The organism is Gordonia insulae, assembly GCF_003855095.1.
GTDB lineage: Bacteria > Actinomycetota > Actinomycetes > Mycobacteriales > Mycobacteriaceae > Gordonia > Gordonia insulae.
This window is the reverse complement of record NZ_CP033972.1, coordinates 636,342-661,858: the sequence shown is the minus strand read 5'-3', so window position 1 is coordinate 661,858 and position 25,517 is coordinate 636,342. Positions and strand designations below refer to the sequence as shown.

The 25,517-nt window shown below is 67.0% G+C and carries 25 protein-coding genes and 1 pseudogene; 7 read left to right on the top strand and 19 right to left on the bottom strand.

Features of this window, described 5'->3' with window-relative positions; genetic code table 11:
• Window positions 1–40 precede the first annotated feature (40 nt).
• On the bottom strand, window positions 41–997 hold the full coding sequence (gene puuE, locus D7316_RS03100; protein ID WP_124706994.1) for an allantoinase PuuE: 957 nt from the start codon (window positions 995–997) through the stop codon (window positions 41–43).
• Window positions 998–1,164: 167 nt separating this feature from the next.
• On the opposite strand from puuE, the gene D7316_RS03095 reads away from it, so the two are divergent.
• Window positions 1,165–1,428: a DUF2631 domain-containing protein gene (locus D7316_RS03095; RefSeq protein WP_124706993.1), complete on the top strand. Its 264-nt coding sequence runs from the start codon at window positions 1,165–1,167 to the stop codon at window positions 1,426–1,428.
• 28 nt (window positions 1,429–1,456) lie between these two features.
• Here D7316_RS03095 and rlmN read toward each other — a convergent pair whose 3' ends face one another.
• A complete protein-coding gene (gene rlmN, locus D7316_RS03090; protein ID WP_124706992.1) occupies window positions 1,457–2,563 on the bottom strand; it encodes a 23S rRNA (adenine(2503)-C(2))-methyltransferase RlmN in 1,107 nt (368 codons plus the stop codon).
• A 30-nt stretch (window positions 2,564–2,593) separates the two neighbouring features.
• Between rlmN and D7316_RS03085 the strand changes: the two genes are divergently transcribed.
• Window positions 2,594–2,977 carry a LapA family protein gene (locus tag D7316_RS03085; protein ID WP_124706991.1) on the top strand — a complete coding sequence of 128 codons (384 nt, stop codon included), beginning with the start codon at window positions 2,594–2,596 and terminating at the stop codon, window positions 2,975–2,977.
• A gap of 35 nt (window positions 2,978–3,012) precedes the next feature.
• On the opposite strand, the gene D7316_RS03080 is transcribed toward D7316_RS03085, so the two are convergent.
• From D7316_RS03080 to D7316_RS03060, 5 genes are all read right to left on the bottom strand, one after another.
• On the bottom strand, window positions 3,013–3,975 hold the full coding sequence (locus D7316_RS03080) for a phosphatidate cytidylyltransferase (protein WP_124706990.1): 963 nt from the start codon (window positions 3,973–3,975) through the stop codon (window positions 3,013–3,015).
• Between the two features lie 35 nt (window positions 3,976–4,010).
• A complete protein-coding gene (gene frr / locus D7316_RS03075; RefSeq protein WP_124706989.1) occupies window positions 4,011–4,568 on the bottom strand; it encodes a ribosome recycling factor in 558 nt (185 codons plus the stop codon).
• A 61-nt stretch (window positions 4,569–4,629) separates the two neighbouring features.
• On the bottom strand, window positions 4,630–5,370 hold the full coding sequence (gene pyrH, locus D7316_RS03070) for a UMP kinase (protein ID WP_124706988.1): 741 nt from the start codon (window positions 5,368–5,370) through the stop codon (window positions 4,630–4,632).
• A gap of 180 nt (window positions 5,371–5,550) precedes the next feature.
• Window positions 5,551–6,507, bottom strand: a complete 957-nt coding sequence (locus D7316_RS03065) for a glucosyl-3-phosphoglycerate synthase (RefSeq protein ID WP_124711068.1) — start codon at window positions 6,505–6,507, stop codon at window positions 5,551–5,553.
• Window positions 6,508–6,602: 95 nt separating this feature from the next.
• Complete coding sequence (locus D7316_RS03060; RefSeq protein ID WP_124706987.1) at window positions 6,603–7,613, bottom strand: alpha/beta hydrolase; 1,011 nt, start codon at window positions 7,611–7,613, stop codon at window positions 6,603–6,605.
• Between the two features lie 322 nt (window positions 7,614–7,935).
• Here D7316_RS03060 and D7316_RS03055 point away from each other — a divergent pair, with 322 nt between their 5' ends.
• Both D7316_RS03055 and D7316_RS03050 read left to right on the top strand, forming a co-directional pair.
• Entirely contained in the window at window positions 7,936–9,357 is a 1,422-nt protein-coding gene (locus D7316_RS03055; RefSeq protein ID WP_124706986.1) for a condensation domain-containing protein, read from the top strand.
• Window positions 9,357–11,071, top strand: a pseudogene (locus D7316_RS03050) (DHA2 family efflux MFS transporter permease subunit). Before D7316_RS03055 ends, D7316_RS03050 begins: the two are co-directional and overlap by 1 nt.
• Window positions 11,072–11,119: 48 nt before the next feature.
• Here the strand turns inward: D7316_RS03050 and tsf are convergent.
• Window positions 11,120–11,944, bottom strand: a complete 825-nt coding sequence (tsf, locus tag D7316_RS03045) for a translation elongation factor Ts (protein WP_124706985.1) — start codon at window positions 11,942–11,944, stop codon at window positions 11,120–11,122.
• A gap of 80 nt (window positions 11,945–12,024) precedes the next feature.
• Entirely contained in the window at window positions 12,025–12,840 is an 816-nt protein-coding gene (gene rpsB, locus D7316_RS03040; protein ID WP_124706984.1) for a 30S ribosomal protein S2, read from the bottom strand.
• A gap of 303 nt (window positions 12,841–13,143) precedes the next feature.
• Between rpsB and D7316_RS03035 the strand changes: the two genes are divergently transcribed.
• Complete coding sequence (locus D7316_RS03035) at window positions 13,144–13,761, top strand: M23 family metallopeptidase (protein ID WP_124706983.1); 618 nt, start codon at window positions 13,144–13,146, stop codon at window positions 13,759–13,761.
• Here the strand turns inward: D7316_RS03035 and D7316_RS03030 are convergent.
• Complete coding sequence (locus D7316_RS03030; protein ID WP_124706982.1) at window positions 13,709–14,623, bottom strand: tyrosine recombinase XerC; 915 nt, start codon at window positions 14,621–14,623, stop codon at window positions 13,709–13,711. The two genes, D7316_RS03035 and D7316_RS03030, sit on opposite strands and share 53 nt — an antisense overlap.
• 85 nt (window positions 14,624–14,708) lie before the next feature.
• Window positions 14,709–15,572, bottom strand: a complete 864-nt coding sequence (locus D7316_RS03025) for a siderophore-interacting protein (RefSeq protein ID WP_124706981.1) — start codon at window positions 15,570–15,572, stop codon at window positions 14,709–14,711.
• 145 nt (window positions 15,573–15,717) lie between these two features.
• On the opposite strand from D7316_RS03025, the gene D7316_RS03020 reads away from it, so the two are divergent.
• On the top strand, window positions 15,718–16,284 hold the full coding sequence (locus D7316_RS03020) for a TetR/AcrR family transcriptional regulator (protein ID WP_124706980.1): 567 nt from the start codon (window positions 15,718–15,720) through the stop codon (window positions 16,282–16,284).
• 17 nt (window positions 16,285–16,301) lie between these two features.
• Here the strand turns inward: D7316_RS03020 and D7316_RS03015 are convergent, their stop codons facing one another.
• From D7316_RS03015 to D7316_RS02995, 5 genes are all read right to left on the bottom strand, one after another.
• Complete coding sequence (locus D7316_RS03015) at window positions 16,302–17,579, bottom strand: saccharopine dehydrogenase family protein (RefSeq protein ID WP_124706979.1); 1,278 nt, start codon at window positions 17,577–17,579, stop codon at window positions 16,302–16,304.
• Between the two features lie 240 nt (window positions 17,580–17,819).
• On the bottom strand, window positions 17,820–18,950 hold the full coding sequence (gene dprA / locus D7316_RS03010; RefSeq protein ID WP_124706978.1) for a DNA-processing protein DprA: 1,131 nt from the start codon (window positions 18,948–18,950) through the stop codon (window positions 17,820–17,822).
• Window positions 18,950–20,482 carry a YifB family Mg chelatase-like AAA ATPase gene (locus tag D7316_RS03005; protein WP_232016737.1) on the bottom strand — a complete coding sequence of 511 codons (1,533 nt, stop codon included), beginning with the start codon at window positions 20,480–20,482 and terminating at the stop codon, window positions 18,950–18,952. The genes dprA and D7316_RS03005 overlap by 1 nt, the downstream gene beginning before the upstream one ends.
• Entirely contained in the window at window positions 20,479–20,901 is a 423-nt protein-coding gene (locus tag D7316_RS03000) for a YraN family protein (protein ID WP_124706976.1), read from the bottom strand. Before D7316_RS03000 ends, D7316_RS03005 begins: the two co-directional genes overlap by 4 nt.
• 113 nt (window positions 20,902–21,014) lie before the next feature.
• Window positions 21,015–22,355: a hypothetical protein gene (locus tag D7316_RS02995; protein ID WP_124706975.1), complete on the bottom strand. Its 1,341-nt coding sequence runs from the start codon at window positions 22,353–22,355 to the stop codon at window positions 21,015–21,017.
• A 547-nt stretch (window positions 22,356–22,902) separates the two neighbouring features.
• Between D7316_RS02995 and D7316_RS02990 the strand changes: the two genes are divergently transcribed.
• A complete protein-coding gene (locus D7316_RS02990; protein ID WP_331852558.1) occupies window positions 22,903–23,532 on the top strand; it encodes a DUF3558 family protein in 630 nt (209 codons plus the stop codon).
• 70 nt (window positions 23,533–23,602) lie between these two features.
• Here D7316_RS02990 and D7316_RS02985 read toward each other — a convergent pair whose 3' ends face one another.
• The 3 genes from D7316_RS02985 to lepB are packed head-to-tail and all read right to left on the bottom strand — an operon-like array spanning window position 23,603 to window position 25,515.
• The gene (locus D7316_RS02985) at window positions 23,603–23,914 is read right to left on the bottom strand and encodes a DUF2469 domain-containing protein (RefSeq protein WP_124706974.1); all 312 of its coding nucleotides are present in this window, start codon (window positions 23,912–23,914) and stop codon (window positions 23,603–23,605) included.
• A complete protein-coding gene (locus D7316_RS02980; protein WP_124706973.1) occupies window positions 23,904–24,596 on the bottom strand; it encodes a ribonuclease HII in 693 nt (230 codons plus the stop codon). Before D7316_RS02980 ends, D7316_RS02985 begins: the two co-directional genes overlap by 11 nt.
• A 34-nt stretch (window positions 24,597–24,630) precedes the next feature.
• Entirely contained in the window at window positions 24,631–25,515 is an 885-nt protein-coding gene (gene lepB, locus D7316_RS02975) for a signal peptidase I (protein WP_124706972.1), read from the bottom strand.
• Window positions 25,516–25,517: the final 2 nt, after the last annotated feature.

Below are 25,517 nucleotides of genomic sequence, written 5' to 3'. Positions count from 1 at the left end.
TTGTCCCGCCTCCGACGACCGAGCCCAAACGCCGGCCGGATCAGCGGGCCGGATGCACCGTGCGCCAGTGTTCGGCGATGTCGATCCGTCGCGTGATCCAGACGTCGTCGTGCGACTGGACATGGTCGAGGAAACGCTCGAGCGCCGCGAGGCGGGCCGGGCGCCCGACGAGCCGACAGTGCAATCCGACCGACAGCATCTTGGGCGCGCCGGCCTCCCCTTCGGCGTAGAGCACGTCGAAGGCATCGCGCAGGTGCGTGAAGAACTGCTCGCCGGAGGGGAACCCGCCGGGCGATGCGAACCGCATGTCGTTGGTGTCGAGCGTGTACGGCACCACGAGGTGGTCCACGGTGTCGTCGCCGCGCGGCACCTTCACCCAGTACGGGAGGTCGTCGGCGTAGCTGTCGGAGTCGTAGACGAACCCACCCTGTTCCACGACGAGTTGGCGCGTGTGAGGTGAATCCCGGCCGGTGTACCACCCCTGCGGGCGCTGTCCGGTGATCTCCGTCAACAGCTCGATGCCGGCCTGCATATGCTCGCGCTCGACTGCCGAGTCGACCAATTGGTAACTGAGCCAACGGTATCCGTGACACGCGATCTCATCGCCACGTTCCACGAACGCGGCCGCAGCCTCCGGGTTGCGCGCCATCGCCTGCGCCACGGCGAAGATGGTCAGCGGCAGTTCGCGGCGCGAGAACGCCCGCAGGATGCGCCACACCCCCGCTCGCGACCCGTACTCGTAGAGCGACTCCATGCTCATGTGGCGGTTCGGGAACGACTGCGCGCCGATCATCTCGGAGAGGAACGTCTCACTGCCACGGTCGTTCTCGAGGACGTTGTTCTCCGACCCCTCCTCGTAGTTGAGGACGAATTGCACCGCGATCTTGGCCCCGCCCGGCCATTGCGGGTCCGGTGTCGTCGCGCCGTAGCCGACCATGTCGCGCGGATATCGCTCGGAGCGGTAGTCGGCCAGGGTTCGATGTGCGATCTCGGACATGGCCGCATTCTGTCACCGAACCGGTACAGGTGCGTGGTGGCAACGCGTCGTCGGTGCGGCCCTACGGTTATGCTGTTCGATGAACTACTACCGACCGTCAGACTTCTGACCGCGCTCGTTTTTCTGGCCGCGTCGTCAGACCGCTGACCGTGCAGTGAGGAGCCATCGTGGCAAGCACCGAGGTTGAGCCCGTCGACACCGGCTGGGTTCGCGAGCCCGACGACGCGCCGTCGGCACGGTTCGGCTGGCACGGTCAGGCGACGAAGTCCTTCATCATCGCCGGCTGGTTCTGCGTGTTCGCCCTGTTGGCGATGTTCATCGGCAACCATCGCGGCCACGTCGAGGACATCTGGCTGGTCGTCTTCGCCGCGTTCCTGGCCTACTTCCTGCTCAAGCCGGTGTGGGCCAAGCGCGGCCGCTGGAAGAACTGACCGACTCGGGCATCGCCGCCCGCTCGGCTCAACGTTCCTCTGCGGCGAGCTGACCGCACGCGGCGGCGATCTCCTGCCCCCTGGTGTCGCGCACGGTGCACGAGACACCCTGTTCGCGGACCCGTCGGACGAACTCGCGCTCCGCTGGTTTCGGACTCGCGTCCCATTCCGAGCCGGGTGTCGGATTGAGCGGGATCAGGTTCACGTGCACCAACGGACCGAGGGCCTTGCGCAGCTTCTGTCCCAGCAGGTCGGCCCGCCATGGCTGATCATTGACGTCGCGGATCAACGCGTACTCGATCGACACCCGCCTGCCGGTGGTGTCGGCGTAGTACCGCGCGGCCTCCAGCACCTCGGCGACCGACCAGCGGTTGTTCACCGGGACCAGGGTGTCGCGCAACTCGTCGTCGGGGGTGTGCAAGGACACCGCGAGCGTCACCGACAGCCCCTCGTCGGCGAGGCGACGGATCGACGGCGCGAGGCCCACTGTCGAGACGGTGACGGAGCGAGCCGAGATCCCCAGCCCATCCGGGACCGGCGACGTGATCTGCCGAACCGCGCTGACCACGCGCTTGTAGTTGGCGAGCGGCTCGCCCATCCCCATGAAAACGACATTCGAGAGTCGTCCCGCATCACCGAACTCGCCGTCGCGCAGCGCGCGTGCCGCCGCACGCACCTGGTCGACGATCTCCGCGGTCGACAGGTTGCGGTCCAGCCCGCCCTGCCCGGTCGCACAGAACGGGCACGCCATCCCGCATCCGGCCTGGCTCGAGATGCACAACGTGTTGCGGTCGGCGTAGCGCATCAGGACGCTTTCCAGCAGGGTGCCGTCGTGCAACCGCCACAGCGTCTTGCGGGTGTCGCCGTCGTCGCACGAGATATGGCGCACCGGCGACAGCAAAGCCGGGAAGAGCTTCTCGCCGACGGCGTCGCGAGCCGACGACGGCAGATCGGACATCTCCTCGACATCGCCGTTGAGCCGGCCGTAATACTGACGGGCGAGCTGATTCGCGCGGAACTTCGGCAGGCCCAGGTCGGCGAGGGCGGCGACCCGTCCGGCTGCGTCGAGGTCGGCGAAATGGGTCGGCGGGCGACCTCGTTTGGGCGCGTCGAACACGAGCGGCAATGACGACATGATGACATTGTCGCATGTCATGATGGGTGTATGACGACACCTGATCCTGGCCAGCCGGAGTTCGAACGCGTCGATCCGGTCGATCCGGCCGGCGTCGAAGGCATGGATTCCGAGCACAAGGCGCTGTTGGCCGAGCGCGACAATCTGCGTACCCAGGTCAAAAAAGTCGAACACACCAGGGCACGGGCCACTTTCTTCGGTCTGGTCATCGGTGCCATCATCACGATCCTGCTGCTGGTGTTCATCCTGCAGAACATGGAGTCGCAGCGGATCGAGCTGCTCTTCTGGGAGGTCAACCTGCCGCTGGGTGTGAGCCTTCTCATCGCGGCGATCGCCGGTGCATTGATCGTCGCACTGGCGGGCGGGGTACGCATGGTGCAGATGAGCCGGGCGTTGCGCAAGGCGAAGAAATGAACCCGGGCCGAGCACCCATCGGGTGATCGGCCGACTCAGAGGAGGGCGGTCAGCACCGCCCAGACGATGAACGCGGACGGCAGCAACGAGTCGAGTCGATCCATGATGCCGCCGTGTCCGGGCAGCAGCGTACCCATGTCCTTGATCCCCAGGTCGCGCTTGACCTGCGATTCGACGAGGTCACCGAGCGTCGCACAGACCACCAGGACGGGTCCGAGGATGGCGCCCACCCACCAGTGGGCGTCGAGCAGGAAGATCCCGCAGCACACCGCGCCGGTGGTCCCGACGACGAGCGAGCCGACCAGACCCTCCCACGACTTCTTGGGGCTGATCGCCGGAGCCATCGGGTGTTTGCCGAACAGCACCCCGGCGGCATATCCGCCGACGTCGGAACACACCACGACGACCATCAGCGTGGCGACCCGCGCGGCGCCGTTGTCCTGCACCACCATGTGGGCTCCGAAGGACGCGAGCAGCGGCAGCCACGCGAGCACGAAGACACTCGCCGCGAGGTTGTGCAGGTAGTTCTCGGGTGCGCGACTGATGCCCTGCGCCAACAACATCCACACCATCAGCACGAGTACGGTCGCGGCGAAGGCGGTGAGCACACCGGTCTGCGCCCATGGCCAGCCGGCCCAGATGATCGCCTGCCCGCCGACCAACAGGGGCCAGAACGCCACCTGGTACCCGCCGTCGCGCAGACGTTTGGAGACCTCCCAGGTCGCGATCGCGAATGCTACTGCGACGACTCCGTACCAGACCTTCGGCGCGAACAGCAGGATCAGGATGATCGAGATCCCGAGCGTGCCCCCGACGCCGATCGCGGCCGGCAGGTCGCGACCGGCACGCGACTTCTTCTTCTCCGCCGGCGCCTGCCCGCTCGGAGTCGACGCGCGGGGAGCCGGGTCAGGCGTCTGGCCCCCGGTCACCCCGGACCTGCCCGAGGCGCCGGTGGCGTCGCCGGGCAGCGGCTCGTTCGCGGACGATTCGGTGGCCATCGATTCCGGTATAGCCGTGCGAGGCGGATCCGCGCTCACACTTCGAGCAATTCGTTCTCTTTGTGCTTCACCAGATCGTCGACCTGGGCGACGTACCCGGCCGTGGTCTTGTCGAGTTCCTTCTCGGCGCGGGAGACGTCGTCCTCCCCCGCCTCGCCGTCCTTCTGGATGCGCTTGAGTTCGTCGACCGCCTTGCGGCGCACGTTGCGGATGGCCACCTTGGCGTCCTCGCCCTTGCCCTTGACCTGCTTCACGAGTTCCTTGCGACGGTCTTCGGTCAGCTGTGGGATGGCGACGCGGATGATCGAACCGTCGTTGGTGGGGTTCACGCCGAGGTCGGAGTTGCGGATCGCGGTCTCGATGTCACGCAGGATCGACGCCTCGTACGGCTTGATCACGACGAGCCGCGCTTCCGGGGTGGTGATGCCGGCGACCTGCGTGATCGGGGTGACCGCCCCGTAGTACTCGATGTTGACCCGGTTGAACATCGCCGGATTGGCACGCCCGGTGCGAACCGACCCCATGTCGTCCTTGGCGACACTGACCGCCTTCTCCATCTTCTCCTCGGCATCCAGGAGCGCATCGTCGATCATCGTCGTCCTACTTCTACTCGGTACGGGTTCGGGTGGGTCGGTCCGGTGATGGTCGCGGCACTCAGGTGGCGACCAGTGTGCCGATCCGCTCGCCCGCGACCGCACGGGCGATGTTGCCTTCCTCCAGCAAATTGAACACCAGGATGGGCATCTTGTTGTCCATACACAGGCTGAACGCGGTCGCGTCGGCGACCTTGAGTTCCTTGTCGAGCACCTCGCGGTGGGTGATCTCGCGGAAGAGCTTCGCGTCCGGCTCGAGCCGGGGGTCCGCGTCGTACACGCCGTCGACGCCCTTGGCCATCAGGACCACCTCGGCCTTGATCTCCAGGGCGCGCTGCGCCGCGGTGGTGTCGGTGGAGAAGTACGGCATCCCCATCCCGGCACCGAAGATCACCACACGACCCTTCTCGAGGTGTCGCTGCGCGCGCAGCGGCAGATACGGTTCGGCGACCTGGCCCATCGTGATCGCCGTCTGGACCCGGGTGCTGACCTCACGCTTCTCCAGGAAGTCCTGCAGAGCCAGGCAGTTCATGACGGTGCCCAGCATGCCCATGTAGTCGGAGCGGGCACGATCGAGGCCGCGTTGCTGCAGTTCGGCGCCACGGAAGAAGTTGCCTCCACCGATGACGACAGCCACCTGCACACCGGACCCGACGACCTCGGCGATCTGATCGGCGACCGTGGCCACCACATCGGGGTCGAGGCCGACGCCGCCCCCACCGAACATCTCACCGCCGAGTTTGAGGAGCACGCGCTGATAGCCGTGCCGCTCGGACTGCTGTATGTCGGGGGTTTCGCTCATCAACATCCTCACTCGTCGGTTCGGTGAACATCGTACGTCCCCGCATGCACGGATCGACGAGGCGACGCCGACGGATCGGAGCGCACACCACAAACGGCACACGCATCACGGGGGCCACAGAAGCGGCAGCGGGGCATCCTCGGGGCGGGACCAGACCCGGGGCACACGCGGAGGTGTGGGTCAGGGGGCGCCGACGTCGGCGAGCATGACGCTGCGCATCGCGCGCATCGGTGGCCGGTCGTCGAGGACCGGGTAGGCGCGACGGAGACTGTGCCCGTCGTCCTCCATCAGGAACTGGGTGAGCGGGCTGCCGGAATCGCCGATGCCGAGCCGCCCCATGAGGGTGGCGACGATCTGCCGGGCCATCGGACCGAGTTCGTGCAGCGGCCGATTCCGATGAATGCGGCAGCCGAGATTGACCTGCCCGATCGCATCGATCCCGTGCCCGCTCAGGGTGTCGAGGACGAGACCGATCTCGACTCCGTATCCGGCGGCGAACGGGACCGACGTCAGTAGTTCGCGGGTGGCCGCGTACTCGCCGGCGAGAGGCTGGATCAGTCCCGAGAGCTCGGGTCGCAGCGCCGCGACGAGCGGCCGCACCACGAGTTCGGTCACCCGGCCGCCGCCCGCCGGGTCGACCCCGGCATCGCCGACCAGCGGCCGACGGTAATAGCCCTTGACCAGCTGGATCTCCGGGACGGTCAGCAACGGACCCACCAGTCGCGGGACATACATCGGGTCCGGGTCGACCAGATCGCTGTCGACGAATACGATGAGGTCGCCGACCGTGGTGGCCAGCGATCGCCACAACACCTCACCCTTGCCCGGCAGGGGCGCGACGCCCGGCAGCGCGGACTCGCGCGTCTCGACGCGTGCACCCGCCGCTTCGGCACGGGCGATCGTGGCATCGGACGATCCCGAGTCGACGACCACGATCTCGTCGACCAGGGTGCCGAGCAGCGGCATGATGCTCGCGATGACCGATCCGACCGTCTGCTCTTCGTCGAGAGCGGGCAGCACCACAGAGATCGAGCGACCTCTCTTGAGCGCGATCAGCTCATCGATCGTCCAGTCGGGCCGCTCCCAGGTGTTGGACTCCAGCCAGGTTGCCGACCCCGGCATCGGCGCGATCGTCATCGATTCGTCGCCGGGCTCCGGCTGCCCACGAAGGTTCTCCCCGCGAAGATCCTCGCCACGGTGGGCACTGCCGTCCTCATACCGTCCGGCGGCCGTCACGAGCGCAACGCCGCCCGGAACTGAGGCCATGCCCGGTGCAGTTCGTCCTGCCAGTACGGCCACGCGTGGGTTCCGCCGCCGTACAGGTGGAATGTCGCGGGGACGCCGCGCTCGCGCATGCGCTGCTGCAGATTTCTCGTGCACTCGGCCGTCGCGGTCTCGATGACCGCGCCGACGGCGATCTGGTCGAACAGTTTGCTGCCGCTCCCGTCGATGCCGGGCCCGTCGATGGTGTCGTAGCGCCCCGGTGATCCCGATCCGTTGGAGACGTAGATCGACTTCCCGCGGAACTCATCGACATGCAGATACGGGTCATTGGCCTGCCACGCCGGATCCGACGGTGGTCCCCACATGTTGAGGGTGTTGCCACCCCCGCGACCCTCCACGACCATCCGCACGACGGCCTGGCCCATCGGATCACTGGTCTGTGCGCAACCGCTGAAGGATCCCAGCGCGCGGTACAGCCGTGGCGCGTGCAGCGACAACTGGAACACCGATGTCCCCGCCATCGAGATCCCGGCGATCGCGTTGCGGCCCGTCCCGTCGAATCGTCGGTCGATGACGGCAGGCAGCTCGTCGGTGAGGAACGTCGCCCATTTCTGCACTCCGAGTTTCGGATCCGGCCGGTACCAGTCGGTGAAGTAACTCGCCGCGCCACCCATCGGGACGACGACGTTGACGTTCTCGTCGGCGAAGAACGTGCGAATGTCGGTGCGGTCGAACCAACTGCTCCCGCCCTCGCCGCCGGCCGCACCGTTGAGCAGATAGAGAGTGGGTGCCGCCGCACCTCCGCGCGCCGGAATCACCTTGACCGGAACGGTCGTTCGCATCGAGCGCGACTTGACGGACAAGTCGATCTCACGCGGCGACTGCACGCGCTCGGCGACGATCGTGGCACCCGTGGGCGCGGCCGACACCGTGGCCGGGACGAACTGCCCGACCGTCACCACGCACGCTCCCGCGATGGCACCCACCACCCACCGGGCCGCGACGGCACGTCTCGACACACGTGTCGTCGACGACGTCGTTGGCGACTTCCCCACTGCGTGGCCCCCTCGGTACAGCGATCCGGTCCGGCAGTCCCCCGATGCCGTGGGTTGGAAGTGTGCCGTAGAACACGTCGGCTGTCCAGCATTGCGGCGCGTTGCACAAGTGGGACTTTTGTCCAACTAAAGAGCTTGACGGACATAGTCTTTCGCCGTTTGATGTTCAGCGGGCAACGATGCCCGGCGGTATCGTCGGATGCGCTGTCCTCTTTCTGATCACCACGCGGCAGCCGACCGGGGGAACCTTCGCTGCATCCGCGTCCGAGCGAATTGAGGTGTCGACATGGTCAGTTTCGGACTCATCGAGGAGTGGAACCCGCGTCCAGGACGCTTGACCAGCTGGGTCGCCACACCGGCCGCGGTGGCGGAAGCAGCCTGCGCCGACGTGCATCCGGTGCCGGCATCCCACCAGCAGGAGGAGTACCTCCGGGCGGCCTGGCGCAACGAATCCGCCGGCTTCCGGTTCTCCCGGCTGTGCCTCATCTCGTTCGACATCCAGGCACCGCTCGATCGGGCGGCGCTCACCGCCGCACTCAACGAATTCCTGCGGCGCCACGACACCTTCCGGTCGTGGTTCTCTGTCGAGCCGGACGGGCGCGTGGTCCGGCATGTCGTCGAGCCGGAGACGGTCGAGGTCGCCGCGGTCGACCACGGCGCCATGACCAGCGCCGCGCAGGTGCGCGAGCACGTCCAGGCCGAGACCCCGGGGCCGCGCAACTGGGACTGCTTCACGTTCGGGGCCATCGAATGGGACGGCGGGTTCACCCTGTACTGCGCGGTCGATCACCTCAACACCGACGGGATGTCGCAGGCGATGACCTGCGTCGACCTGATGACGCTCTACATGAATCACGCGTTCGGCACACAGAATCCACTGGCCCCGGTCGGCAGCTACGTCGACTACTGCCGACGTGAGCGGGAGATCTCGCGCACCCTGACCAGGGAATCGCCTCAGGTGCAGCGGTGGGTCGACCTCATCAGTGCCAACGGTGGCCGCCTGCCGCAGTTCCCGCTACCGCTCGGCAAAGACGTCGAGACCTACACGCGCAGTGCACATCTGACCACAACCGTCTTCGATGAGGCTGCCGCGCAACGCTTTGAGGAGGTATGCCTGGCCAATGGCGCGAACGTCACGGCCGGACTCATGGCGACCGCGGCGCTGGCCTACGCCGAATTCACGGGCCAGTCGGACTATCTGGGCATGACGCCGAAGAGCACTCGCCGGCCCGGACCCGAGCTGAGTTCGGTGGGGTGGTTCACGAGCCTCATCCCGGTCCCGGTGGAGGTGGGCACCGACACCACTTTCACGACCGCTGCCGCGATCGCCGGGCGGAGTTACGGGGCAGGAAAAGAACTCACCGACGTCTCCTTCCACCGCGTGCTCGAACTGGTCCGCCCAGAGGACGGCATCTCGGTGGAACCCGGGTGGTCGGTTCCGATGATCTCGTATGTCGATGTACGCAAGCTGCCCGGCGTCGAGATGTTCGACGCCATCAACGGCTGCCTCTACGGCAACCGCGGAAGCAGCGAGGAAGTCTTCATGTGGATCAACCGCTTTCAGGAGACGACGTCGATGACGTTCCTCTTCCCGGACACCGAGATCGGCCACGCATCGGTGCACCGGTACACCGAGAAGTACATCGAGATCATGACCGCGGTGGCCAATCAGGGCGACTACGAACCGGTTGTCGCCGCGCTGACGTGATGGCCGACCCCGCTGCCACGCAATCCTCACCTGCTGCCCGCATCGAGTCGGCGGATCGCGCGGCGTGGCTCGCCCTGACCGGGTGCCTGCTCGGGCTCTTCATGCAGATGCTCGACACCACCATCGTCAACATCGCCTTGCCCGACCTCACGGTCGACCTCGGCGCATCGACGTCCCAGCAGATCTTCGTCCTCAGCGTCTACACCCTGGCGTTCGCGTGCACCCTGCTGACCGCTGCCACCTTGGGCGGCCGACTGGGCCGGCGGCGGGTGTTCATCGTCGCGATGATCGCCTTCACGGTGACGTCGATCCTGTGTGGCCTGGCGCAGAACCCGGGGGAGCTCATCGTCTTTCGCGGTGCGCAGGGTGTCAGCGCGGCGCTGATGTCCGCGCAGACGCTGGCATTGATCGCCGCCTTGTTCCCCAAGACGCGGCATGGCCTCGTGTTCGGGATCTACGGTGCCGTGGCCGGGCTCGCCGCCATGCTGGGACCGGTCATCGGCGGGGTGCTCGTCAGTGCCGACGTCCTCGGCTGGGGATGGCGGACCATCTTCTTCGTCAACGTCCCACTGGGTGTCATCGCGTGTGTGCTCGCATGGCACCGCCTCCCGCAACTCCGCGAGAATGCCGCGCTGCGAATCGATCTGGCCGGTGTCGCGTTGTCGACGTCGGGTTTGTTCCTGCTGCTCTATCCCCTGGCGGTCGGCCGCGAACAGGGGTGGCCGGTACGGCTCTGGGTGATGATGGCTGCCGCGGTGGTGCTGCTCGTCGTGTTCGTGGTGGTGGAGCGACGGCTCATGGAGCGTGGTGTCGCTCCGCTGCTGCGACTCGATCTGTTCCGTTCCCGGCGCTTTGCCGTCGGCCTGACGCTGTCCCTGTTGTTCTTCAGCGTGTTCGCCGGCTTCTTCTTCACGGTGTCGGTGACGGCCCAGTTCGGGCTCGGCTACTCCGCGCTGCGGACAGGTCTGCTGGCGCTGCCGTTCGCGGTCGGCGCGGCGGTCGGGTCGGTCCTGTCCCCGGGCTCGTCGCCCGGGCCGGTGCGGCCCGCACCCTGTGCGGCGGTGTCCTCGTGCTCGGCGCCGGGCTCGCGTGGCTGGGTTTCACCCTCGATCCGGCGACGGGGACGTTGTCGATTCCCGCGGTGATCGCACCACTGATCGTGGGCGGCATCGGAACCGGGTTCTTCGTCGCGCCCCTGCAGACCGCGATCTTGTCGGACACGATGCCGGAGAACGTCGGTTCGGCGTCCGGGTGCGTACCCACCGTCCAGCAGATCGGTGCATCCATCGGTCTCGCGGTGGTGACGCTGTTCTTCTTCGGTCAGGTCTCGGCGCAGGCCGGATCGGCCGTCCCCGCGGCACGCGCCGATCTCGCCACCGATCTGCAGACCACCTCCGTGGAGCCGATGTTCCGGACGGCGGTGGCCGACCGCTTCGCCGACTGCGCTCGCGCACAGCTCACCTCACCGCACCCGGAGCAGCCGGCAAAGGGTTGCGACACCGCGACGTCGGCGACGTCGGCGCCGTCGGGGCTGGCGGCCACCCTGGCCGCGCAGGCGCACGACGAGTTGCGCGCGGCCGGCCGCTCGGTCGCCGCCCGCACTTTCGTGGGCGCCTTTCAGGCCACCGTCTGGTCACTGGCCGCGATCAGCCTGGTCATCGCCGCTTTGTCACTCGCGCTGGGCCGACAACGCGACGACCCCGCACCGCCGTGATGGCGGTACGGGGTCGTCGATGCTGTCCGGGCTCGGACGGTCCTCAGATCAGGACTGGCCGACCTCGAAGCGGGTGAAGCCCTTGACGGTCACACCGGCGTCGTCGAGAAGAGCCTTGACGGTCTTCTTGGAGTCCTGCACCGACGGCTGGTCGAGCAGCACGACATCCTTGTAGAAGCCGTTGACGCGGCCTTCGACGATCTTCGGCAGCGCCTGCTCGGGCTTGCCCTCTTCCTTCGCGGTCTGCTCGGCGATGCGGCGTTCGTTCTCCACCACGTCGGCCGGCACCTCGTCGCGGGTCGCGTACTTGGCGCGCAGCGCGGCGACCTGCATGGCTGCGCCACGCGCGGCCTCGGCAGCGGCGTCACCTTCACCGGTGTACGACACCAGCACGCCGACGGCCGGCGGCAGGTCCGATGCACGCTTGTGCAGGTACACGGCGACGGGTCCGTCGTAGTAGGCGACGCGACGCAGTTCGAGCTTCTCGCCGATCTTGGCCGAGAGCGCAGCGACGGCCTCGTCCACGGTGCCGTTGCCCAGCGCGGCGGCCTTGAGGGCGTCGACGTCACTGGTCTTGGCGGCGGCCGCGGCATCGAGGATCTGATCGGCGAGTTCCTGGAACTCGGCGTTCTTCGCGACAAAGTCGGTCTCGGAGTTGAGCTCGATCAGCACGCCGTCCTTGGCGGCGACCAGGCCCTCGGCGGTCGAGCGCTCAGCGCGCTTGCCGACGTCCTTGGCGCCCTTGATGCGGAGTTCCTCGACGGCCTTGTCGAAGTCGCCGTCGTTGTTGGCCAGGGCGTTCTTGCAGTCCAGCATTCCTGAGCCGGTGAGCTCACGGAGACGCTTCACATCGGCTGCGGTGTAGTTCGCCATCGTTGGCGAGCCTCCTTAGAGAGATTGTCGATGTCTCCTCGGGCCGGGTCGCGGCCCGAGGAGACATCAGGACTGGATTCCTACTGGGCCGGGGTGGTACCGGCCTCGCCACCGGCGGGAGCGGTGGCCTGCGTGAGCAGTTCCTGCTCCCACTCGGCCAGCGGCTCGCCGCCGCCTGCCTCCGGCTTGGAGTCGTCGGAAGACTGCCCGGCACGGGCCTGCACGCCCTCGGCCACGGCCGAGGCGACCACGCGGGTCAGCAATGCAGCGCTGCGGATCGCGTCGTCGTTGCCCGGGATCGGGTAGTCGACGAGGTCGGGATCGCAGTTGGTGTCGAGGATCGCGATGACCGGGATGTTGAGCTTGCGTGCCTCACCGACAGCGATGTGCTCCTTGTTGGTGTCCACGACCCAGATCGCCGACGGCACCTTGGCCATGTCGCGGATACCACCGAGGGTGCGCTCGAGCTTGTTCTTCTCACGCGTGAGCATGAGGATTTCCTTCTTGGTGCGACCCTCGAAACCACCGGTCTGCTCCATGGTCTCGAGTTCCTTCAGGCGCTGCAGACGCTTGTGGACGGTCGAGAAGTTGGTGAGCATGCCGCCGAGCCAGCGCTGGTTCACGTACGGCATGCCGACGCGGGTTGCTTCTCCGGCGATCGATTCCTGGGCCTGCTTCTTGGTGCCGACGAACAGGATGGTGCCACCGTGGGCGACGGTCTCCTTGACGAACTCGTACGCCTTGTCGATGTAGGTCAGCGTCTGCTGCAGGTCGATGATGTAGATGCCGTTGCGGTCGGTGAAGATGAATCGCTTCATCTTCGGATTCCAACGGCGGGTCTGGTGCCCGAAGTGTGCGCCGCTGTCCAGCAGCTGCTTCATGGTCACGACAGCCATGTCGTCAATTCCTTTGTGTGCAGTTGACATCGACACCGGGTGGTGCCGATCCTGGCGCCTGCACCGGGTGGACCCGGCATTCCGGGACCGCCCACCGCGGTGGATGACCGCCGTCCCCGAGGGGAACGAGCCGGTCGCAACGCAGGCGCGCGAAGTCACCCCATCGAATCCGATGAGGTGCGCCCGCAACTTTACGCCGTTCACCTGCAGAAAACCAAAACGCACCCCGCCCCTGCGGCGACCATATCCGCGCCGGACGCGACTCGTCGGGAGCCGATCGCCTCGCTGCAACGTCTGAACATCATGGCGCCAGCTGGATCCCCTGCCGCACGACCCCATGTCCGCACACTCCGACGCGTCCTCGCCGCACTGGCCGAACTGCTGGTCATCGCGCTGTTGTTGTGGGTGCTGCCGGCAGTTGCGGGTGCCGACACCCCACGGTTCCTGCTGCCGCTGCAGGCGCCGGTCTCCGTCGTCCGCGGCTTCGACCCGCCCGTCCACCGCTGGCAGCCCGGACATCGCGGCGTCGATCTCGCTGCGCCGGCCGGGACCGCGGTGCGCGCCGCCGGTGCGGGCACGGTACAGTTCGCCGGCGACGTCGCGGGTCGGCCGGTGGTGTCGATCCGCCATTCCGGGGATCTGGTCACCACCTACGAACCGGTTCGCGCGACGATCCCACGTGGTCAGTCGGTACGCCGTGGAGAGGTGATCGGTCTGGTGGTGGCCGGGCATCCGGGCTGCCCGGCCGAAGCCTGCCTCCATTGGGGCGCGCGGCGTGGTCGTGGCCGGTCCGCGGAGTATCTGAATCCGCTCGGCCTGGTCGGTGCGATACGGGTCCGATTGAAACCGGTCGGGACGGTCGTCGCGCTCACGCGCGTGGGTGTGCCTGCCGATGCACCGCTCGCAGGCGTTCGACGCTGACGTGGGTGTAGATCTGAGTGGTCGCCAGCGACGAGTGCCCGAGCATCTCCTGCACGACGCGCAGGTCGGCACCGCCCTCGAGGAGGTGGGTCGCGGCGCTGTGGCGCAGTCCGTGCGGGCCCATGTCCGGTCCGCCGGCCGCCTCGACCGCCCGGTGCACGACCGTGCGGGCCATCCGCTGGTTGAGACGCCCCCCTTTGGCGCCGAGCAACAGCGCGTTCCCCGATCCGGGACCGAGAAGGGCCGGCCTCCCCACACGCAGCCATCGGTCGATGACCCGGCCCGCCGGGTCCCCGTACGGCACGGTCCGTTGCTTGTTGCCCTTGCCGATCACCCGCAGGACCCGCCGCCCGGTGTCGACGTCGTCCATGTCGAGACCGCAGAGTTCACCCACGCGTATCCCGCTGGCGTACAACAACTCCACGATGAGTCGGTCGCGAAGTCCGATCGGGTCGTCGTCGGTGTCGTCGGCGACCGCGGTCGCCGCGGCTGCCGCCTGTTCCGGCGCGAGGACCGCGGGCAGGGTGCGGTGCGCCTTGGGCGCCTGCAGACGCGACGACGGATCCACCTCGAACAGTCCCTCTCGGGTTGCCCACCCACAGAACGTCTTCGCCGACGACACCTGCCGCGCGATCGAGGTCCGGGCCGCACCGCGCCGGGTGTGATCGGCCAGCCACGAGCGCAACAGCGCGAGATCAAGATCGCCGATCGCGACGCCGCGCGCTCCGGCATAGGCGACGAGTCCGCGCACGTCACCGACGTATGCGCGCACGGTGTGTTCGCTGTGGCCCTTCTCGAAGCGGAGGAAGCCGGCGAAGTCGTCGAGGATTCCACTTTCCCGCGGGGTCGCCTCTGTGGTCATGTCGACGACAGAACCGCGTGGGGCCACCGCGCGCAACCGCCCACGCGGTCCGTTGTCGGATCGTGCCCCCGCGCGGGCGACGGGGCTACGCGGAAACCCCCGACGCCTCCTCCTCGGCACGGAGGTCGGACTTCCATTTCCGGAAACCCTCCTCGGTGCGACCTCGCCGCCAGTATCCGGAGATGGAGGCGTTCTTCGCCCCGACGCCGCGCTCCTTGCGGATGTAGCCGCGCAGATTGTGCATCACGGCCTGCGCCTCACCGTGGATGAAGACGTGGGGCTCGCCGTCGAGCCACTCGGCACCCCGCACGGCCGCGATCAGCGGGGCGTTGTCGCCGGCGACATCGTCGTCGACCTCTCCCGCGGGACCACCACGATGCACCCAGACGATCTCGGCACCGACCGGAGCCGTCAGAGGCAGTTCATCGTCGGGGCCTGCCACCTCGATGAACACCTTGGCGACCGCGTCGTGTGGCAGGGATTCCAGCGCGGCCGCGACCGCGGGCAGCCCCGCCTCGTCGCAGGCCAGCAGGTGCCACGGCGCCGCGGAATTCGGGCGATAGCCGCTGCCCGGGCCGAGGAACCGCACGGTCGTGCCGGGCTCGACGGCGGCCGCCCACGGCCCGGCGATGCCCTCGTCACCGTGCACGACGAAGTCGACGGCGATCTCCCGGCGTTCGAGGTCCACCGACCGGACCGTGTAGGTGCGCAGGACCGGCTGCTGCTCCGGACGCATCAGGCGCACCAGCTTGCGGTCGAACTCGCCGCCCGCGAAGGGTGCACCATCGGGGCCGAAGGCGAACTTGATGTACAGGTCGGTGTCCCAGCTGTCGGGCTCACCTGCGGGAATGAACGTGTCGAACTCGTCGCCGCCGAGGTACAGGCGGACGAAGTGCGGGCTGAGCTGCTCACGGCGGAGCACCGTCATCGTGTTCATTTGTTTGGCCATGAAGCCTCCTCTCGGGAACCACAGTACGCCCCTCGTTAGGTAAACCTAAGAACCGACCGATTACCACACCTGTTGTAGGAGTCATCTAAAGTGGGGGTTCAGTTCGCTGAAGATTAGTCACCACCGCACATCAATCGAGGTTCACATGACGGAGTCGTCGCTGTCCCGGCGCGGGTCCCGGCTCACCGTCGACGACTGGCTCGACGCCGCGATGCAGGTCCTCATCAGCGAGGGCGTCGGCGCGATCAAGATCTCGCGTCTCTGCGACCGTCTCGGTGTCACCAAGGGCAGCTTCTACTGGCACTTCACCGACATCGCCGCGCTGATGAAAGCCTTGGCCGATCACTGCCGACGGGTGGAGGACGCGGCGCAGAAGACGCTCGCCGACCTGCACGAGCTGCCACCGGCGGATCGTATCGAGGCGATGGTTCAGCTGGTGTCGGACCCGCGGCGCTGGACCGTCGAGTCCGCGGTCCGGACCTGGGCCGAGACCGACGAGTCGATCGCGACCACCGTCGCCGCGATCGATGACCAGGTCTTCCGGATCGCCCATGAGGCGATGCGCGATCTCGGCTTCGAGGAGCCGGAAGCCCACGCCCGCGCGACGACCCTGCTCTACGCCGGCATCGGCTACCTGCACGCACGTCCCCGGCACGGGCCGGCGAGCGAGGACGACAAGCGGATCTTCATCGACCTGCTGACCGGTCGCTGATCCGACCCTGCGGAGACTCAGCTCGTCGGATCGTCTTCACGGAGTCCCCACGGCTGCCCGTAGCCGCCGTGCGACTCGTCGGCCTGCATCAGTTCGAGGAACGGCTCGGCGGGAAACGCCTCCGGCCCGAGGACTCCGCTGCCCGCCCAGACCTGCTTGGCGAGCAGCTCGAGGGCGATGACGGGACCGAGCGCGGTCTGCCACACCACACACTGCGTGCCGTAGTTCCGCATCGTCCATTCGTTGTCGCTGACGTGGTAGAGGTACACGCGTCGACGCCTACCGTCCTTGGTTCCGGTCACGGCCAGTCCGGCGCAGGTCTTGCCGGTCATGATCGGACCGATCGACGCCGGGTCGGGCAGTACGGCGGCGACCACGTCGCGGGGGGCGACGTTCACCCGACCGTCCGGTGAACGCACCGCGACCGGTTCGGTGGAGTCGAGTCCGAGGGTGTGCAGAACGCGCAGCACGCCGATGAACTCCTCCCCCAGCCCGTATTTGAAGGTGACCCGGCGGGCGTCGCACCAGCGCGGCATCAGCAGCACTTCTTCGTGCTCGACGTTCACACACTCCACCGGCCCGATGCCGTCCGGGAACTCGAACACCTCCGGTTCGGAGAACGGTGGCGTCGTGAAGAACCCGACGTCCTTCTCCCAGATCACCGGCGGATTCAGACACTCTTCGATGGTGGTCCAGATGCTGAACGACGGCGCGAAGATCTCGTCACCATTCGCATTGCGCACCACCAGGTTTGCGCCGTCCCGGGTGCCGAGTTCATCCACCTCGTCGAACAGGTTGTCGCACGCATAGCGGGCGAAGACGTCGGAGAGCCCGGGTTCCACCCCCATCCCGACGAGCGCCAGTCGACCGGCCTTCTCCCAGTCGGCGGCCGCGCCGAACTGCTCCTCGCCGAGCGTGACACCGGGTTGCCGGTAGGGGTCGGTCGGATGGGGCCGCGACAGACTCATCGCCATGTCGAGGTAGTCGGCGCCACCGGCGAACGCACCGGCGAAGACGGTCGGGACGAACCTCGGCTCCACCGCATTCATCACGTGGGTCGCCCCATGGTCCTGAACGGCCGCGCGCACCGCGTCGATGTCGCCGGCGTCGATCGTCGCGGCACTGAACCGGGCGGCGACGTCCGGTCCGTGCGCCTCGCTGATCGCCCCGACGGTACGTCGGGCCCGTGCCTCGTCGTAGTCGCTGACCACCATGTGGTCGAAGAAGTCTCTGCGTGCGGCGATCTTCGCTATGGCGTCACCGACGCCGCCGGCCCCGATCAGCAGGATCCTCATCCACCGAGCGTATTCCCACGGGTCGTCTGACCGCCGCGATTCGGGCCAGGGCGCCGCAGGCAGATCGGCACACGACATCGCAGTGCCCAGTACGGTTCTGCTCACCGTGGGGCGGGCCCCGGCTCGTCGGCCGTCCGTCGGCACATTCCTCGAACGGCCGACCATCTCCGGGCGACACGTTCCGGGCGGAGACCGCCGACCGAACCGATCTCGCCGCCGGCGCCCGGGCATGGGCGGAGTTCATGCCAACCGCCATGTGCCACTGTCGTTGACGATGAGACCACGGACATCCATCCGCGCCAGCGCCGAACGCACCGTCGCGATGTCGAGTCCGGCCGAGAAGGCGATCTCCTCGATGGTGACCGCACCGCGTCCGGGGATGGCGTCGTGCACCCGCTGTTCCTCCGGAGCCAGTCCGTCGGTGGCACGTGGTCGGCCGCGACCGGATTCGGCGGCGCCGTCGGGTGTGGCGAGCGCGATGACCGACCGGGTGTCGGTGACCAGTTGCGCAAGATCGTCGGCGATCATCTGATGGCAGCCGACCGAGGTCGCCGATGTCACCGGCCCCGGCACCGCGCCCAGCGGACGACCCAGCTTGCGCGCCCACGCTGCCGTGTTCGCGGCACCCGATCGACGACCGGCCTCGACGACGATCACTGCATCCGACATCGCCGCCACGAGTCGATTGCGGGTGAGGAAGCGATGTTTCGCGGCCGTGGTACCGGGCGGGTACTCCGAGATGACGAGACCGTGCTCGGCGATCTCCGCGAGGAGCCTCGCATGGCCGGCCGGGTAGTCACGGTCGATCCCGCAGGCCATCACCGCCATCGTCGGCCCACCCGATGCCAGCGCCGCGCGGTGGGCGACACCGTCGATGCCGTAGGCACCACCGGAGGTCACCGTCCAATCCTCCATCGCCAGACCGGAGGCGAGCGTCGAGGTCACCTGCTCCCCGTATCCGGACGCGGCCCGCGAACCCACGAGCGCGATCGCGGTGGACGCCATGTCGTCGAGTCGTCGCGGACCACGTGCCCACAGTGCCAGCGGCTCACCGCCACGTGCGCTCGTGTCGGCGGTGCTCAGTGCCAACAGCGGCCACCCCGGCCACTCGGCGTCGTCGCGGGTGATCAGTCGCGCCCCGATCCGATCAGCGACCTCCAGGTCCTCTGCGGATGTGTCGATCTCCGCGCGGCCGGCCGTCGCCGCGAGGACCGACTCGTGACCGGCGGGTACCGAGCGTGCGCGGATCGCGGCCGCAGCGGCGACCGGACCGATCTCGGCGCAGAGTGATTCGACCGCGGAACAGGGCGGTTCGGCGACCCGTGCCAGGTATGCCCAGGCACTCCGCTCCTCGTCGGTGATGCCACCCATCAGCGTCCTCCTCTGTCCCGATACAGCAGGGCCTCCGCGATCTCGGTTTCGGATGGCTGACCGCACCCCTTGAGATCGGCAAGGGTCCAGGCCAGTCGGATCGCCCGATCCGCACCGCGCGCGGTCACCCGACCGTCCCGCAAGAACAGCTCGATCGGACGGAGCACGGCCGGTGGCAGCCGGAAGCGTTGACGCAGAGCAGATCCCGGAACCTCGGCGTTGGTGAGCCAGCCGTGGTCGCGCCATCGTTCGAGCGCCGCACCACGGGCCTGGGCCACACGCGAACGCATCGCCGTACTGGATTCCTCGACGGAGTTCATCAGCGCCGAGTTGCCCGGTGGATCCATCCGGACACGGATGTCGACGCGGTCCATCAACGGCCCGGACAATTTGCCCAGATAACGTCGGCGAGCCAGTGCCGAGCACACGCAGTCGATGTCGTGGGCCGGCGCGCACGGGCAGGGATTCGCCGCCATTATCAGCTGGAACCGGGCGGGGTAGGTCGCCACCCCGTCGCGTCGGGATACCCGGACCTCGCCTTCTTCCAACGGTTGTCGAAGCGAATCGAGCACCTTCGGCCCCATCTCCGCACACTCGTCGAGGAACAGCACCCCGCGATGTGCGCGCGAGATGGCACCGGGTCGGGCGAGCCCGGTACCACCACCGAGCAACGCGGTCACCGACGTCGTGTGGTGGGGCGAGATGAAGGGCGCCTCGGTGATCAGTGGATGGCCCGCACGCAAGGTGCCCGCGATCGAATGGATCGCGGTCACCTCCAGGGACTCTTCCGCGCCCAGCGGCGGAAGGATGCCGGGGAGACGCCGGGCGAGCATCGTCTTGCCGATCCCCGGCGGACCGGTCATCAAGACGTGATGCGCACCGGCAGCCGCGATCTCGAGTGCGTGGCGCGCCTCGGACTGGCCCGCCACGTCGGCCATGTCGTCGATGTCGGGCGGCGGCGGGATGTTCGCGGCGTCGGTCACCGTGTCGAGTACATGGTCTCCCGCCAACCAGCGCACCACCTCCCCCAGGGTGTGTGCTCCACCGACATCGAGGTCGGCGACCAGGGCCGCCTCGGCGACATTCGGCATCGGCACCACCGCATGTGTGAAACCGCTATCGCGGGCCTTCTTCAACGCGGGCAACACGCCCCGGACCGGCCGGAGTCCACCATCGAGGCCGAGTTCGCCGAGGAAGACCGTGCGGCGCATCCTGGTCTTGGTGACCTGCCCGGTCGCCGCGAGAATTGCCACCGCCATTCCCAGATCGAATGAGGACCCGCTCTTGGGGAGATCCGCCGGCGCGAGCGACACCGTCACCTTCATGTCGGGAAACTTCAACGCGCTGTTGGCGATCGCCGCACGGACCCGATCGCGGGCCTCCCGCAGCGATGCGTCGACCTTGCCGGTGACAGCGAAGCCGGGGAGCCCCTGGCCGACGTTGGCCTGGATCTCGATGTCGTTCGCGACGAACGCGTTGAGTCCCACCGAGTGGGCGCAGCCGAGCCCGGTTGTCAGACCCTTCCCGCTCACTCGAACACCCCGCGGTGGTGGCGAACCGTCGCACGCTCGACCGCCGCCGGGTGCCGCGAATCCAGTTGCACTGAAACGACGTCGAAGCGGATCTCGCTCCACCATTGTTCGCGGTGACCGGCCAGCCACAGTTGGGTCAACCGCCGCATCCGGGCGAGTTTGAGCGGGGTGACCGCGTGTGCCGGGTCGTCGAAGACCTTCGATGCCCGAGTCTTCACCTCCACGATGACCAGCACCGACCCGTCGACCGCGATGAGGTCGAGTTCGCCGTATCGGTTGCGCCAGTTGCGCTCCAGCACCGTCCACCCCTGGGCCCGCAAGTGCTCAGCGGCCAGGTCCTCGCCGATGCGACCGATGTGTGCGCGATCGGGCCGCGGGCCCGGGCCCGCCGATCGTGGTCGAGATGCGTTGTCGCTCATGCGATAAGCATCGCGCCAGTGGAGGACGATCAAGAGCGCGAAGATCGTCGAAGCCCAGATCTGTGGAGCAGTCACAGTTTGTGCACAGCTTGCACAGTGAGATCACGGCACGGTCAGAGCGTGAGGTCCTTGTCCGGACGGTCGGCCACGGTCGGGTCGGCACCCTCAGTGTCGGAGGGTTTGGCCGGCTCCGGCAGCGGCTGCGGTGGTGCCCAGTCGCCGATCACCGGCGGTCCCACCAGCGGCAGACTGCCGACGATCTCCGCGCCGTTCTCCTTGGTGTGAAGGTAGTGCGCGGCCTTGTGCTCGCCCTTGTCCGAACCGCGCGCACGTCCGCCGTGGGGTGTCCCACCCATAGGTCCGGTGCCGCCGACCCGTCCCGAGCCGGTGCCCACCGGGGTCGTCGACACCGGATTCGATGTGGCCGCCGTCGGGATCGCGCCTGACAGTCGGCGTGAGAGCGTCGACGCCGCGTTCGCACCGTTCGCACCGTTGGTACCGCCGATGCCACCGGGGCTGGCGGCTCCGCCGACGGCCTTCGCTCCGGCACCGGCACCCACTCCACCCGGTCCCATCATCATGGCGGCGGGGTTGGTCGATCCGTCGACGCTGTTCGGGCTGCCCAGGCCGCCACGAGTCAGGGTGTCGGGGTCGTCTCCTCCGGTGCCCCCGCCCGACGGGTTGTCGCCGAGCGAGAGCGGCTTGTCGGACCCGGCCGTGGTCCCCGACGGCGGCGATTGGTCTCCCGACGTCGATGCGGCCGGCGTCGCATTCGGGTCTTTGACGCCTGTCGTGCCGTAGTCGCCGAGGTCGGTGGAGCCGCCGGCCGAACCCCGCGACCCGCCACCGCCACTGTTCCCACCTCCACCGCCGCCTGATACCGATCCGCCGGAAGACAGAACCGCCGAGGTGGCCGAATCGGCACTCATCCCCGGCGACGGCGCCTGGCTGGCGGCCGCACTCATCGGAGCGTTGTAGGAAGCGGTCATCAACGATGCCGCACGGGTCATGATGTCGGCCGCATCCTCCGGCTTGTCCTCCATTTCCTTCTGCATCTGCTGAAGAAACGGAGCATTCAAACGTGCGGCCGACATCACGCCTGACGCCGATCCCAGCGCAACCGCGCCACCGGAGACAGCGTTTGCGTTGGACGCGATCTGCGCGGCGAGATCGGAGGCCCGGGTCGAGCTGCTGGTGGCGGCCTCCCCCTCGAGTCCATCGCCGTCAAAGGCGCGCGCCAAGCGTTCGGATGCGTCGACCGCCGCCTTGATCGCCTGTTGCAAGGCCTCGGCGTCGGCGAGCGCCGTTTCCGGCTCCATCGACTTGATCCGTTCCAGCATCTGCTGGATCGCGAGCATCCAGTTCGTCGAGCCCCCACCGGATACACCCCGCGACGCGGGCCCACCGCCCTCGTCGGCACCCTCCCACGAGTACTGGGCACCATCGTCAGCCACAGATCCCCCTGCCGTCTGCGTCATCCCGTCATGGCCTCAAAGCCACAGCTATCGTCGGTTGGCTATCCTACGTGGCAACAGCGGCTCCGAAGGCACTGCACGTAGGCCTGTGGACAGTAAGGTGGAACCGCTCGGACGTGGGCAGCGTCCAAGGTTCTGTGGGGAGGACACCATGAGTGGCGGGGATGACGTTGAGTTGCGGGGTGAGGTGGGTCGGATTCTGCCGGAAGGCTCACACCAGCTCATCTCGATTGAAGAGACTTGGAAAAGGCGCGCCCAGGCCGCGCATACAGCTGCAGACGAACTTGACGATTGCAGAATGGCTATTGCCAGAATTGTCGGCGTAAACTACTTTGGTCGCGATTGCGCGGAGGGAACCTCTCTATATCAGGCGTTAAGAGCTGCCATTGTCGACGGTGGCTGGAGTTCTGAACTCGTCCAGCAGTCAAGTGATCTCAAAAGCCTCGCGGCGAACTGCGCGACAGCTGCTGAGACTCTTCGCAGTCAGGATGCAACTACGAGCATGACAGAGTTTGAGTTCTAAGCGATGGCAGGAATGCGCCCGATTGCATGCGCAACAATCGCCATTGCCGGTTTCCTATCGTGCGGCTGCTCTAATCCAATTCAGGGATCCCCGTCGGCGGAGGGTATGTCCCCGAGCAATACGCAGGAAGTCCGACAAACCGACGCTCAAGGGACGCCGCTTCCCTTCCATAACACTTTCTCCAAACGATGGAACTCTGCAAACGACGGCACGTCCTACGAGCCTTGCACTGTCGGCGCAGATCGTCTAGTTTCCTTGGGAATCGATCCCGATTCCGCCCGCGACGCGGCAACTGTGGACGGCCAGACCCTCCGTGGTTGCGATTGGGATTACTTTCCTCCAAAATCAGAATTTCTGAGTATTTACCAAATTGTTGGCAACTCGGAAAGTCTAGATTGGTACAAGGTCCAGAACCGGATCGGTTCAAATTGGCTTCCCGACGAAGTAATCAATGGCAGGCGAGTCGGGGTAGCCAGCGATAAGTCTGGTGGATGCCTCACATATGTGCAGTCCGGAACTGCTGGCGTCGTGACAGGCTCAGGGTACGGCTTGTTGCCAAGCCTGCCCGAGAAGGAAATATGCGGATATGCCCTGGACCTCACCCGCGCAACCATCGACAAAATCCCCGAGTAACCAGCCACCACAAGACAAATGACGTCGAACGTATCGCCCACCGATACGTTCGACGTCATCTGCGAAGGAATCAGGGTTCGTCGGGAAGGCGGAGTTCCGGCTTCTCCAGCTCCTCGATGTTCACGTCCTTGAAGGTGATCACGCGGACCTGTTTGACGAAACGGGCGGGTCGGTACATGTCCCAGACCCAGGCGTCGGACATGCGCAGTTCGAAGTAGATCTCGCCGTCGGTGTTGCGGGGGACCATCTCCACCGCGTTGGCCAGGTAGAAGCGCCGTTCGGTCTCCACCACGTACGTGAACTGACCGACGATGTCCTTGTACTCGCGGTACAGGGAGAGTTCCATCTCGGTTTCGTACTTCTCGAGATCCTCAGCACTCATTCGACAAGCCTATCGTGGTCGGGTTGGGGTCGGAGGTCACGCGGGACGCGACGTTCCGGTAGGACATCCGGTGCTGCACCGACGGCCCGTGCCGATCGATGCAGGCCATGTGGCGGGCCGTGCTGTACCCCTTGTGAACTGCGAAATCGTAACCCGGCAGGTCACCGTCCATCGCCACCATGATGCGATCTCGGGTGACCTTCGCGATGATGCTGGCCGCGGCGATGCAGGCGGCGGCACCGTCACCACCGATCACCGGGAGGGACGGAACGGTCAGCCCCGGGACGGCGAACCCGTCCGAGAGGACGTACCCGGGGGTGATGTCGAGGCCGGCGACGGCACGACGCATGCCTTCGATGTTCGCGACGTGGATGCCGATCCGGTCGATCTCGTCCGCATCGATGACCACGGCACTCCAACTCATCGCGTACTTGGTCACCGCTTTGTAGAGCGTCTCGCGCATCGCTTCGGTGAGCCGCTTGGAGTCATCGAGCTCGGCCAGCGACGCCAGTTGGGTCGGTTTGAGTACACACGCGGCAACCACCAGAGGTCCTGCACACGCTCCCCGACCGGCCTCGTCGACGCCGGCAACCGGCCCGAGTCCATTGCGGTGCAGAGCGAACTCGAAGGTGCGCAGGCTGGCGGCGCGACGTATCGGGAACCGCGGCGGCCATCGACTCATCGCACAACTCCCCACACCGGCTCGATCCGCGGCGTCATGACTGGGGATTGTCCGAGGACACACCACCGATCCGCGAGAAGGGATAGATGATGAACCGGACCTTGCCGCGAATATCGCTCACCGGAACGGTTCCGTGGAACTCGTCTTCCATGTGAAAGCGGGAATCGGCCGAATTGGCGCGGTTGTCACCCATCACCCACACGTTGCCCTCCGGCACCTTGATCGGACCGAAGTCGGGACCGTAGCAGGCGTTGGGCTGACCGTCGGGAGCCGCGGCGAGCTCATTGCCTGCCGCGACATCGTTTCCTTGCAATGACTTGTCGACGTAGGGCTCGTCGAGCGGCTTGCCGTTGACCGTCACCCCAACGTTGTCGGAGTTCTTGCACTCGACGGTCTGCCCACCGGTGGCGATCACGCGCTTCACCAGATCGTTCTCGTCGGGCGGCGCGAAGCCGAACCACGACAGCGCGTCCTGGATGCCGTGCACCACCGCGTTGTCCGACCGCGGCGAGAGCCAGGCGCCGTCCCAGGATTCACTGGGGGCCTTGAAGACCACCACATCACCGGGACTGGGATCGCCGAATCGGTACGAGAGCTTGTCGATCACGATCCGATCGTTGGTGCAGCCCGCACAGCCATGCAGGGTCTGCTCCATCGACTCGGAGGGGATCACGTACTGACGACCGACAAAGGTCTGCAGCAGCCAGGTCAACAGTAGGACGCAGCCGATGATGATGACCGCCTCACGCAGCAGCGAGCCACGCTTTTCGGGTTCATCATCTTTGGTGCGCCAGGGGCGCTCGTCGGGATGTTCGTCATCCGACTTCCAACCGTGGTCCTCGGCCGGCGACGTTGCGTCGGCGGGCGACGACTGTGCGTCGGAATCGGAATCGCTACCCGTGGAGTGAGAGTCGGCCACGT

What these genes read in the sequence shown, in the direction of transcription:
- puuE (WP_124706994.1), bottom strand. Translation starts at nt 997, where the DNA reads ATGTCCGAGATCGCACATCGAACCCTGGCCGACTACCGCTCCGAGCGA.
- rlmN (WP_124706992.1), bottom strand. Translation starts at nt 2,563, where the DNA reads ATGTCGTCATTGCCGCTCGTGTTCGACGCGCCCAAACGAGGTCGCCCG.
- D7316_RS03085 (WP_124706991.1), top strand. Translation starts at nt 2,594, where the DNA reads ATGACGACACCTGATCCTGGCCAGCCGGAGTTCGAACGCGTCGATCCG.
- D7316_RS03080 (WP_124706990.1), bottom strand. Translation starts at nt 3,975, where the DNA reads ATGGCCACCGAATCGTCCGCGAACGAGCCGCTGCCCGGCGACGCCACC.
- frr (WP_124706989.1), bottom strand. Translation starts at nt 4,568, where the DNA reads ATGATCGACGATGCGCTCCTGGATGCCGAGGAGAAGATGGAGAAGGCG.
- pyrH (WP_124706988.1), bottom strand. Translation starts at nt 5,370, where the DNA reads ATGAGCGAAACCCCCGACATACAGCAGTCCGAGCGGCACGGCTATCAG.
- D7316_RS03065 (WP_124711068.1), bottom strand. Translation starts at nt 6,507, where the DNA reads ATGACGATCGCGCCGATGCCGGGGTCGGCAACCTGGCTGGAGTCCAAC.
- D7316_RS03055 (WP_124706986.1), top strand. Translation starts at nt 7,936, where the DNA reads ATGGTCAGTTTCGGACTCATCGAGGAGTGGAACCCGCGTCCAGGACGC.
- tsf (WP_124706985.1), bottom strand. Translation starts at nt 11,944, where the DNA reads ATGGCGAACTACACCGCAGCCGATGTGAAGCGTCTCCGTGAGCTCACC.
- rpsB (WP_124706984.1), bottom strand. Translation starts at nt 12,840, where the DNA reads ATGGCTGTCGTGACCATGAAGCAGCTGCTGGACAGCGGCGCACACTTC.
- D7316_RS03035 (WP_124706983.1), top strand. Translation starts at nt 13,144, where the DNA reads ATGGCGCCAGCTGGATCCCCTGCCGCACGACCCCATGTCCGCACACTC.
- D7316_RS03030 (WP_124706982.1), bottom strand. Translation starts at nt 14,623, where the DNA reads ATGACCACAGAGGCGACCCCGCGGGAAAGTGGAATCCTCGACGACTTC.
- D7316_RS03025 (WP_124706981.1), bottom strand. Translation starts at nt 15,572, where the DNA reads ATGGCCAAACAAATGAACACGATGACGGTGCTCCGCCGTGAGCAGCTC.
- D7316_RS03020 (WP_124706980.1), top strand. Translation starts at nt 15,718, where the DNA reads ATGACGGAGTCGTCGCTGTCCCGGCGCGGGTCCCGGCTCACCGTCGAC.
- D7316_RS03015 (WP_124706979.1), bottom strand. Translation starts at nt 17,579, where the DNA reads ATGAGGATCCTGCTGATCGGGGCCGGCGGCGTCGGTGACGCCATAGCG.
- dprA (WP_124706978.1), bottom strand. Translation starts at nt 18,950, where the DNA reads ATGGGTGGCATCACCGACGAGGAGCGGAGTGCCTGGGCATACCTGGCA.
- D7316_RS03000 (WP_124706976.1), bottom strand. Translation starts at nt 20,901, where the DNA reads ATGAGCGACAACGCATCTCGACCACGATCGGCGGGCCCGGGCCCGCGG.
- D7316_RS02990 (WP_331852558.1), top strand. Translation starts at nt 22,903, where the DNA reads ATGGCAGGAATGCGCCCGATTGCATGCGCAACAATCGCCATTGCCGGT.
- D7316_RS02985 (WP_124706974.1), bottom strand. Translation starts at nt 23,914, where the DNA reads ATGAGTGCTGAGGATCTCGAGAAGTACGAAACCGAGATGGAACTCTCC.
- D7316_RS02980 (WP_124706973.1), bottom strand. Translation starts at nt 24,596, where the DNA reads ATGAGTCGATGGCCGCCGCGGTTCCCGATACGTCGCGCCGCCAGCCTG.